Source organism: Streptomyces sp. NPDC033229 (assembly GCF_055576875.1).
Genome location: NZ_JBVIQR010000094.1, coordinates 1 through 9,928, shown reverse-complemented (window position 1 = coordinate 9,928; position 9,928 = coordinate 1). Strand labels below are relative to the sequence as shown.

Sequence of the window (9,928 nt, the reverse complement as noted above, 5' to 3'; positions counted from 1 at the left end):
CCTGCGAGTACTTCCTCGGTGGCGCCACTTCTTCCTCGTTCCCTGTTCCAGGCGATCCTATTGGACACCTGTCCGAGAACTTCGAGGCACCTCACCCCACGAGGACCAGGAAGGAGAAGAACGACAGGCCACCGGCCCGTGGAAGCCGGCGCACCCCGCAGCGTCACGCGACGACCCGCCCTCGAACGGCAGAGGACAAACCGGGCAGCCAGCCGGGCCCATCAGCCGACGAGCACCGCTGAAGAATCGAGGTCGATGAGGTGCGGGGCGCGTTGGATTCGCTGCATGCCACGACAAGGGGCCCGCCGAGCTGGATATGAGCCCGGACCAGCAGGTCACGGTAGTCCTGCCAGGTGAAACCCCGCTGACTGCCCAGGTGATGGCCCTGGATCCGTGGCCGGGTAGATGAGCCGGCTGCGCTCGCCCGGCTTGTAGCAGGCGAGCGCAGCCAGGGACACCCGCCCATGGGAGGCTCCGTTGAACCGAACCACCGGAGTCCTGCCTTTGGGCGCCCAGGTGCGTGCACGGTGCGACGTCGGTGCTCGCACACCACTCCCTCGGCACGCGCAAGGGGACACCCACCCGGCCCCACCCCAGCCAACACCCCGCTGGCATGCCCTTCCCCACTCGAGCAGCATTCGCTGTCAGTGCGAGGGGCACCGCGACCGAGCCACGAGGACCGCAGCTTCACATCGAAGACCAACAGCCCGTCCAAGCCCCGCACCTCCTCGAGGTCCTGAGGTGCCTCGAAGTTCTCGGACAGGTGTCCAATAGGATCGCCTGGAACAGGGAACGAGGAAGAAGTGGCGCCACCGAGGAAGTACTCGCAGGAGTTCCGTGAGGAAGCAGTGCAGCTCGCGCTGAGCTCGAGCAAGACGGTCAGTGAGGTCGGCCGGGAGCTTGGAATGAATCCCGAAACGCTCCGCGGCTGGGTGAAGAAACACCAGAAACAGCAGGAACCAGCCGGCACCGGGCTGACAGTAGGCGAGCGAGCACGACTCAAAGAGCAGGACCGGCGTATCCGTGAACTCGAGAGGGAAAACGCGTTCCTGAAAAAAGCCGCAGCGTACTTCGCGAGGGATCCCCGGTAGCGAGCACGTACGAGTTCATCGAAACGATGCGACTCGATACGGCGGAGTACGTATGGAGCGTCGAGTTCATGTGCGCCCGGCTCGGCGTCTCGAAATCCGGCTACTACGACTGGCGCCGCCGCCCCGATTCCGCGACAGCGCAGCGCCGCGAGGAGCTCAAACAGCTCATCCACAAGGCCTTCGACATGTCTGATGGCACTTACGGCTACCGCCGCGTCCGGGCTCAGCTGGCACGCTGGGGCCACGGGCTCTGACCCTTGATCCTGGACACGCGAGACACTGGATCCTGTGGATCTGAGGACGGACATCTCGTGGTCATGATGAACTATCCGCCGCAGTTCAAGGCGGACGCGGTCGCACTGTACGAGTCGCGGCCAGGGGCGACGATCCGGCAGATCGCCGCCGATCTGGGGATCAATCCCGAGACCCTGCGCAACTGGGTGCGGGCGGCCGGCGCGAGCCGGCCGCGGGGGCACCGTTCCCAAGCCCCCGAGGAGACACCGACGCCGTTCGAGGCAGAGAACGCCGCTCTTCGTCAAAAGATCCGCGAGCTCGAGGAGGAACGGGAGATCCTGCGGAAGGCGGCGAAGTATTTCGCCGGGGCGACGCGCTGGTGAACCGCTTCCAGTTCGTCGCCGACCACCGGCGCCGCCACGGCGTGAAGCGGCTGTGTCATATCCCGGGGATCTCTCGTTCCAGCTTCTACTACTGGCGTTCGGCAGCCGGTGACCGGGGCGCCCGGCAGGCGGCCGACGCCAGGCTCGCGGCCCGGATACGGGGTCGTGCACCTGGAGTCGGACGGTACCTACGGGGTTCCCAGGATCACCGCTGAACTCCGTGACCAGGGCGAACGCGTCAATCACAAGCGGGTCGCCCGCGTCATGCGGAGCATCGGTCCAGCCGGAGTGCGGCTTCGCCGCAGGCACCGCACCACCACACCGGACCCTGCCGCGGCGAAGGCTCCCGACCTGCTCGGGCGTGACTTCACCGCTGCCGAGGTGAACACGAAGTACGTCGGCGACATCACCTACCTGCCCATCGACGGCGGGAAGTTCTGCTACCTCGCGACCGTGATCGACCTCGCCTCACGCCGCCTGGCCGGCCGGGCGATCGCCGACCACATGAGAGCCGAACTCGTCACCGACGCCCTCGCCGCCGCCTGGCGGACCCGCGGCAGCCTCGCCGGAGCGATCATGCACACCGACCACGGCGCCCAGTACACGAGCATGTCCTTTACTGAAGTCTGCAGGTCAGCAAGGGGTGAGGCAGAGCATGGGCGCGATCGGGTCCAGCGCTGACAATGCGCTCGCGGAGTCCTTCAACGCGACCTTCGAACGAGAGACGCTCCAAGGCCGCAAGAGCCGGCCCAGCGAGCGCGAGGCCCGCTTCGACGCTCTTCGATGGCTCAACCGGTACAACACCCGCCGCCGGCACTCCCGCCTCGGACAACGCAGCCCCATCGCCTACGAAACCGCCACCACAACAACATCAACCACGCTGGCCGAAGCCGCATAACCCGTGTCCAGGATTCGGGGTCAAGGCCCGAGCCCTGGCCAGCGATCCGGGCCAGGGCGAAGGCGGAGAACGGCGAGATCCTCTTCGCTGACCAGGTCGGGATCCGCTCGGACCAGGTCACCAGCCGCACCTGGGGCGTCAAAGGCGCGACTCCCATCGTGCGCCGCACCGGGAACCGGTTCTCCGTGAACGCGATGTCCGCGATCAGCACCCGCGGCCGGATGCACTTCATGGCCTTCACCGAGTCGTTCGACGCGAAGGTCATGTGCCGCTTCCTCGCCCGCATCGTCGGGCACTTCGACCACAAGGTCCACCTGATCGTCGACCGGCACTCGGCCCACCGCTCGAAGGCCGTCCGGGCCTGGCTCGCCGGCCACCGTGACCAGATCGAGCTGCGCTTCCTGCCCGCGTACTCACCCGAGCTGAACCCCGACGAGCTGGTCAACGCCGACCTCAAACGCAGCCTGCCCCACACCCACCGGGCCAGGAACCAGGCCGAACGCACCGCGGAAACCCGCAGATTCTTCCACAGACGCCAGCGTCAACCACACATCGTCCGCGGCTACTTCGGCGGCACGCACGTCCGCTACATCCTCGACGAGTGAACCCAATGAGTTTCTGATCAATACGAGCGCTTCGACGGCCGGTCGAGCTCGGCCGCGAAGAAAGCCGAGGCCGCTTTCAGGATCTCGTTCGCCCGCCGAAGCTCGGCGTTCTCGGCCTTGAGCCGCCTGGTCTCTGCGGACCCTTCGGAGGTGACGCCGGGCTGCCGACCGGTGTCCACCTCGGCCTTGCGGACCCAGGTCCGCACCGTCTCTGCGGCGCCGATGCCCAGCTTGGCTGCGAGAGCCTTCATCGCGGCCCACTCGGTCGGGTAGCTCGGACGGATCTCCGCGACCGTACGCACCGCACGCTCACAGAACTCAGCAGGATAGCGGGACGGACGTGCCATGACTCGATCCTCTCAGGGAATCGAGCCTCCATCAGACCCGGAACGGTGCAGCCGACGACCTCGCCCACGAAACCGCCGCTTCCTCCACCGCCGCCACCCCGCATCGTCCGCAGCTACTTCCACGCCCGCCACGTCCGGTACACCATCGAATAGGCAACCAAAGAGTTTCGACTCAATAAGAGTGGCTCATCGATCCAAATCTCTACCGTGCCGAATCCATGGAATCCTTCCCCTTCCCTTTCCTCTTCACCTCGATAGTCAGAATCTTCTTGCGCTCCGCGTCGGAGAGTTTCCTGCCCCACATCGGCAAGCGGGTAAGGTCACACCCTGGCGAGCAATGCCCTTCTTTTTCCTTAAGCGAGAACGGCCCACGGGGCGAATCTGGATTTCTTAAATCCTCTACCGAGTAACTCGCACCCGGCGCCAACTCATAGTAATAATAAGCTACTTTTCCGGGCGCTACCTTACTGGCGTCTCCGTCAGTAACAGGCGTAAGTTTCCCCCCGTCGATCTTTACGAGCCTGCCTTTCTCGTTCAGCCCGAGATCGGTTCGAGGTTCAGATACCCAGAAATATCCGAAAGGATTTCCGTCACCCGAGTAGTGCAGCTGTGTCGGGCGCCCAGAACTAGTGGCGTAATCAAATTCCGTGATTCCCCCTTTCAAGGGAGAGGAGGCGTTCAGGAAATCCCGCAAAACCTCACCTTGGATAGCGCTATAAGGCCTCCCCGTCGCGTCGGTGTAGGCTGCCTGGTGTTTATTGAAGAACGTTTGAGCGTGCCCTTTCGACTCACTGAAAACCCGTTCTAGGAGTTCATCAAACGGCAGGTCGCTATCATTTTGCGATCCCTCCCCAACTCCGACTTTCGGAATTCCCCCCTTAATTGCCAGGTGGTTTACATCGGCCGCCATCTCGTACCGAGAATTGGTCGGCTTTTGCTGATCGTACACCGCTCTCGTCTGTCGATGCATGCCAACGGTCCAAATTTCCTCGGCGTCTTCCAGCCGGACTTTGGTATCCACCGTCCGTGTTTTTGGATCCCACGTCACATACGAGGTTTTGATGTTCGGACTAGACGGAATGCCTAAGCCGGTACGGCTATGGGCTGCGTGGGTGAGCTCATGAAAAAGAACAATTGAGGGATCTTCGAGAACCTTTTCTCGCGTGTCGGCCGCCACTTTCGCGCCATATCGACCGAAAATGATACTATTTGGTCCGAACGTTGTCACCGAAACCGAGCCCCGCCCTTCTGTGTACGCGCTTCCGGAAGAAATGTCCGCGTTATAGGAAGTCCCCAGTTTGTAGATATTCGCCGGATTCTTGTGCTCTTCCGACTCGCCTCGTACGATCAGGTGGAGGATTTCCGATGGGCGGCCCTTCTCATCGAGGAAATGGCGGCCGGTTCGGTAGTCTTCATCCCTCCCGGTTGGGAGAGGCTTGGTGTTTTCTAGAATATTCAGGAGACTCTTTCCAACCTTGTCGCCTCTGATTTTTTCCAGATTTCCCCAGACTGTTTCCTCGAACCCTTGCGTTCTATTTCCTTTAAGGAATTGATCCCATCCTCCCGGTGGCTGTTGACCCCAGAAGAAGTGTCTAGCCTGATACGGATCCCTTCCGTTAAAGACGGCGATGTGAGGGAAGTCCTGGTGGGTTTGCACTTTGATTTGATGCAGCTTTAATTCCATGCCGTCGTAGGCATAGAAGGCGATCAGGGAGGTTCCGGTCTTATCCGGAGGGGGTTCGGGGGTGATTTGTGATAGGGCGAGAGCTTTTACGGTAGTGGCGAGCATGGCGATGACGAGGAGTGCCAGGAGTGCTGTTTGGGATGGTCGCCATTTCCATGGGAGGGAGTGCATGGCTGGTCTTCCCTGCTGTTCGCTGGGGCAGTATTTTACGGCAGCATGGTTCACGGTGGGGGATGCTATCACCCTATTTGGCAACTTTCATGTGAATCGTGGTAGCCAATGGGAGCGACGTTCCCTGATCGCTACGGTACGACGGTCGCATGCGGGCAAGAAAGGTCGCCACGATCCAGACCGCGCTGCGCGAGCAGCACCTGGGTCTGCCCGAACCGGTCACCGCGGCCTACACGGCCACCGCAACCGCTCACACGAAGCTGCTGATCGCGCTGAACGCAGATAGCCGAGCTGGAAGCGCAGGTGAAGGCGTATTTTCTCGCGCAGCCGGACGCTGAGATCTACCTCTCGGTGCCTGGCATCGGGGCGATCACCGGCGCCCGGGTGCTCGCCGAGTCCGGAGACGACCCCACCCGCTACGCATCCGCGAAGGCTCGCAAGAACTACGCCGATACCAGCCCCATCAGCCGAGCCTCCGGCAACAGCCACACATCCCAGGCCCCGCTTCGTCCGTAACAACTGCCTCGCCGATGCCCTGCGACGCCAGGCGTTCTCCGCCCTGGGCGCGCCGAGGCAGTAGTGGATGCCGGCTCCGAAGCTCAGGTGCGGGTTGGGTGCACGGTTCACGTCCAGCCGGTCGGGCCGGGTGAACACTCTCGGGTCGTGGTTGGCCGATCCGATCGGCAGGGTGAGCGGGGTTCCCAGGGCCATGGGCGTGCCAGCGATCAGGGGGGTGGCCCGCCGTTCGTTGATCTTCCGGTGCAGGTAGGCGACGAAGCCTGCGGCAGCGGCATGGGCGCCGCGCAGGCCCATGCCTTCGGCGAGCAGGCGGTGGACGGCGGTGTGTTGTTCCCGGGTCCGCCGGGCCAGCCGACCCGTCCGCCGCGGCCCGGCGGCGGGCGGCGGCGCCAGTTCCGAGGGGGCTGAAGGCGGGCTGCCCGGGGCTGTCTGCTGTGGTTCGCGCAGCAGTGCCCGGTGCTGGATGACCGTCTTCTCGACGGCCTCGGCCAGATTTTTCCAGATGTGCCCGCGGTCGGCGACGTGGATGGCGTCCGGTGCCCCGAGCCGTCCGGCCTCGGCATAGGCAACGGACCGGTCGCGGCAGATCACCTCGACGCCGGGGTGATCGGCGAGCCACTGGGCCACTGTCGCCACGGACCGGCCGGGCAGCAGGTCGACGGGGCGGCGGGTCTCGATGTCGACCAGGATGGTGCCGTAGACGTGGCCCTTGCGTAGGGCGAATTCGTCCACTCCGAGTACCCGCGGTGTGGCCGGCTCCGGGTCGGGCAGAGCGCGGACCAGCCGCAGCAGCGTCGACCGGCTGACTACCGAGGCCAGCGTCTCCACGAGCCGGGCACCGGCTCGGCCGGCCAGCATGAGCCCCACGGTCCGCAGGACCCGTTGCAGATTGAGGCTCCGTCGGCCGTGGCGGAAGGTGAGCCCGCTGATCTGTTCGGCGAACGTCGCCCGCGGACACGCGCGTTCGCCGCAGCGGAACCGTCTCACCCGTAACGCGATCACCACCGGGCGCCCGCCGACCGGGCTGTCCGCCAGCCGCCGGAGATAGCGGCTGTGCACCCGGTCTGAGAGCACACCGCAACTCGGGCATGCGGTCTGGAGGCCGTGAGCGCGGGCTCGTATGACCACCGACTCGTCGTCGGTGTCGATGTTTTCGATCACGATGTCGTCGGTCTGGCGGAACCACAGGTCCTGGAGGAGCGCGTCACCCGCAGCCGTTCATGATCGCGGAATTGGTGACCTTCTGTGGCTCTGGCACGGAAAGTGGCTCTGTCGCTAATTTGGGGGTAGTTGGGCAGCTATCCGATGTGATGGGTGGGGTTCAGATCGCGGATCTTCTGCTGCCGGGTATCGCGGTGGAGGTCGACCAGCTGGTGCTGACGGATGCCGAGGTCCGGGTCGCCGTGCGGTCAGGGGCCGTGTCGGCCGCCTGTTGTGGATGCGGGCGGAGATCTTCGAGGGTGCACTGCTACTACCAGCGGACTCCGGCAGATCGTCCGGTCGCTGGCCGGCGTGTGCGGATCGGGCTACGAGCGCGTCGGCTCGTGTGCGGGAACGAGCACTGCGCCCGTCGGACATTTGCCGAGCAGATACCGGCTCTGACGCGTCGCTACGCACGCCGCACGGACGCTCTCACCGCCCAGCTCACCGACGTGGCCCTGTTCCTGGGCGGCCGGCCAGGCGCCCGCCTGTTCCAGCGCATGACCATCGACACCTGCAAAGACACTCTGCTCCGGCTGATCCGTACGCTGCCGCTCCCGTCGTCGGGACCGGTGCCGCATCTCGGCGTCGACGAGTTCGCCGTTCAAAGGGGACGAACCTACGCGACGATCCTCATCGACATGGCAACCCACCGCCCGATCGACGTCCTGGCCGACCGGGCCGCAGCGACCTTCGCGTCCTGGCTGCGGGACCATCCTGAGGTCCGGATCATCTGCCGTGACCGTGCTGGCTCCTACCGCGACGGGGCCCAGGCCGGCGCTCCGCAGGCCAGGCAGGTAGCCGATGCCTGGCACCTCCTGAACAATCTGGCGCAAGCAGTCGAACGCATAATCGGGCGGCATCGCGCTGACCTGCGATAACTGTGAGGATCATGGTGTGCCGCAGGGGGCCGGGGCCTGACCCGTGCGACAACTGGCCGCAGTTGCCTTGGAGTGGAACTGTCGGCCCCGGCCTCCTGCGGTGCGTACTGCCGCCGGCCCGGTGAACGTGTCCCGATAGGGGCTTTGCTGCACAAAGCACCGTCACAGTTCTGACCGCCCACCGGACCGGTGTCAGCCACCAGACCCAGTCCAAGGAGCCTCGTGACCGTCACCAGCATGCCCCAGCCGACGCTGCCCGCGCAGCGGGTCCCCGCCCCGGCCGAGGAGCCCGAGGACGTGATCCTGGGGGTGGACACCCATAAGGATGTCCATGTTGCCGCGGTCATCACGGCCCTGGGTGCCTCGCTCGCTCAGCAGGAGTTCCCGGCAACCGCCATCGGCAACCGCCATCGGCTATCGCCAACTGCTCAGCTGGGCACGGTCATTCGGTGCCCTGCGCCGGGCCGGTGTCGAGTGCACCGGCTCCTTCGGAGCCGCGCTGACCCGGGTCCTGCGTCGGGAGGGCATCGACGTCATCGAGATCAACCAGCCCGACCGTGCCACCCGACGCAAGCGCGGCAAGACCGACGCCATCGACGCGGACGCGGCCGCTCGTGCGGTGCTGTCCGGACGGGCCACCACCGTGCCGAAGAGTGCGGACGGGCCCGTAGAGGACATGCGGGTCCTGCGGCTGGCCAAGGAATCGGCGGTCAAGGCCCGCACCCAGGCGCTGAACCAGCTCAAGGCCGTCCTCATGTCCATCGACCCGGATCTGCGCGAACTCCTCACCGGCCTGAGCAACCCGGCCCTGATTGCCACCTGCGCGGCCCTCGATACCGATGACCAGGGCGAGGCCGTCTTCACGATGCGCCTGCTCGCCCGCCGTGTCCAATACCTGTCCGACGAGGTCAAGGAACTCACCCGCCGCACCACCAGGGCCGTACGCGCTTGCCGGCCCCAGATGCTGGACCTCGTCGGCGTCGGGCCCGACAGCGCCGCGGTCCTCCTCATTGCCGCAGGTGACAACCCCGACCGGCTCGTCGACGAAGCCTCCTTCGCGGCGTTGTGCGGTGTCAGCCCGGTCGAGCAGTCCTCCGGCAAGACACAACGGCGGCGCCTCAACCGCGGTGGTCACCGCCAGGCCAACGCCGCCCTCTACCGGATCGTGCAGACCCGCATACGCTGGGACGAACGCACCCAGGAGTACCTGCGGCGACGCACCGCCGAGGGCATGTCCAAGCGCGAGATCATCCGATGCCTCAAGAGGTACGTCGCACGCGAGCTCTACCGGCACATCCAGCCCCGAGCCACCAACCAAGTCCCTCCTGCGGCTTGACGAAACATAGGGGCTTCCGCTCGGCTGGCCGCGCCCATCGAGGGTGTTGAAGCATGCTCCCTCCGCGACCCGGAGCTGACCGGCATGCCCGCTCCACAACTGGACGTTCTGGTCCGCGCGTTGATCCCGGCACTCGCCCAGCAACGCGAGCGAACCCGCCACGAGCGCCGAGGCGGGGAGCGCCAGCGGAGACGAGGCGCAGGTGCCAAGGACAAGCTCTCCGATGCAGACCGGATCCTGGCCACCGTGCTCTGCCTCCGCAAGATCGGCACCCATGACCTGCTCGCCCAGCTCTTCGGCGTCACCGGAAGCACTCTCACCAGGGCCGTCCAGGAAGTGCGGCCCCTCCTGGACGAGCACGATCACACGATCTCGCCCTCAACTGCCAGATTCCGCACCCCGACAGACGTGGCCGCCCACCTCGGCCGGTACGGCAGCCACCTACCGCAGAAGATCAAACCAGCATGTTGATTCTCTGCGATCCCTTAGCTTGGCGTTTATCACCTGAGGTCGAACGTCGCGTCGAACTTGCCTGGGATCTGCTGTTCGCCTGACGTGAGGGCGGCCTCCGTCTGATCA

6 protein-coding genes and 5 pseudogenes are annotated in these 9,928 nt (G+C 65.1%); 7 read left to right on the top strand and 4 right to left on the bottom strand.

Going from position 1 to position 9,928, the window contains the following annotated elements:
- Positions 1-289: 289 nt before the first annotated feature.
- A pseudogene (locus tag ACZ53N_RS35140) lies at positions 290-536 on the bottom strand (IS630 family transposase); the annotation flags it as partial.
- A gap of 267 nt (positions 537-803) precedes the next feature.
- On the opposite strand from ACZ53N_RS35140, the gene ACZ53N_RS35135 reads away from it, so the two are divergent.
- The 4 genes and pseudogenes from ACZ53N_RS35135 (at position 804) to ACZ53N_RS35120 (ending at position 3,211) form a co-directional block, all read left to right on the top strand.
- Positions 804-1,091 carry a transposase gene (locus ACZ53N_RS35135; RefSeq protein ID WP_469144819.1) on the top strand — a complete coding sequence of 96 codons (288 nt, stop codon included), beginning with the start codon at positions 804-806 and terminating at the stop codon, positions 1,089-1,091.
- A gap of 26 nt (positions 1,092-1,117) precedes the next feature.
- On the top strand, positions 1,118-1,345 hold the full coding sequence (locus ACZ53N_RS35130; RefSeq protein WP_469144818.1) for an IS3 family transposase: 228 nt from the start codon (positions 1,118-1,120) through the stop codon (positions 1,343-1,345).
- A 57-nt stretch (positions 1,346-1,402) separates the two neighbouring features.
- Positions 1,403-2,606, top strand: a pseudogene (locus tag ACZ53N_RS35125) (IS3 family transposase).
- Positions 2,492-3,211, top strand: a complete 720-nt coding sequence (locus ACZ53N_RS35120) for an IS630 family transposase (protein WP_469144817.1) — start codon at positions 2,492-2,494, stop codon at positions 3,209-3,211. Before ACZ53N_RS35125 ends, ACZ53N_RS35120 begins: the two are co-directional and overlap by 115 nt.
- 21 nt (positions 3,212-3,232) lie before the next feature.
- On the opposite strand, the pseudogene ACZ53N_RS35115 reads toward ACZ53N_RS35120, so the two are convergent.
- From ACZ53N_RS35115 to ACZ53N_RS35105, 3 genes and pseudogenes are all read right to left on the bottom strand, one after another.
- Positions 3,233-3,558 (bottom strand): annotated as a pseudogene (locus ACZ53N_RS35115) (transposase); the annotation flags it as partial.
- 202 nt (positions 3,559-3,760) lie between these two features.
- Positions 3,761-5,467 (bottom strand): hypothetical protein, encoded by a 1,707-nt coding sequence (locus ACZ53N_RS35110; protein WP_469144816.1) that lies wholly within the window; start codon positions 5,465-5,467, stop codon positions 3,761-3,763.
- Positions 5,468-5,632: 165 nt separating this feature from the next.
- On the bottom strand, positions 5,633-7,093 hold the full coding sequence (locus ACZ53N_RS35105) for an ISL3 family transposase (protein ID WP_469144815.1): 1,461 nt from the start codon (positions 7,091-7,093) through the stop codon (positions 5,633-5,635).
- Between the two features lie 59 nt (positions 7,094-7,152).
- On the opposite strand from ACZ53N_RS35105, the gene ACZ53N_RS35100 reads away from it, so the two are divergent.
- The 3 genes and pseudogenes from ACZ53N_RS35100 to ACZ53N_RS35090 form a co-directional block, all read left to right on the top strand.
- Positions 7,153-8,013, top strand: a complete 861-nt coding sequence (locus ACZ53N_RS35100) for an ISL3 family transposase (RefSeq protein ID WP_469144814.1) — start codon at positions 7,153-7,155, stop codon at positions 8,011-8,013.
- Positions 8,014-8,250: 237 nt separating this feature from the next.
- A pseudogene (locus ACZ53N_RS35095) lies at positions 8,251-9,349 on the top strand (IS110 family RNA-guided transposase).
- A gap of 57 nt (positions 9,350-9,406) precedes the next feature.
- Positions 9,407-9,820, top strand: a pseudogene (locus tag ACZ53N_RS35090) (helix-turn-helix domain-containing protein); the annotation flags it as partial.
- Positions 9,821-9,928: the final 108 nt, after the last annotated feature.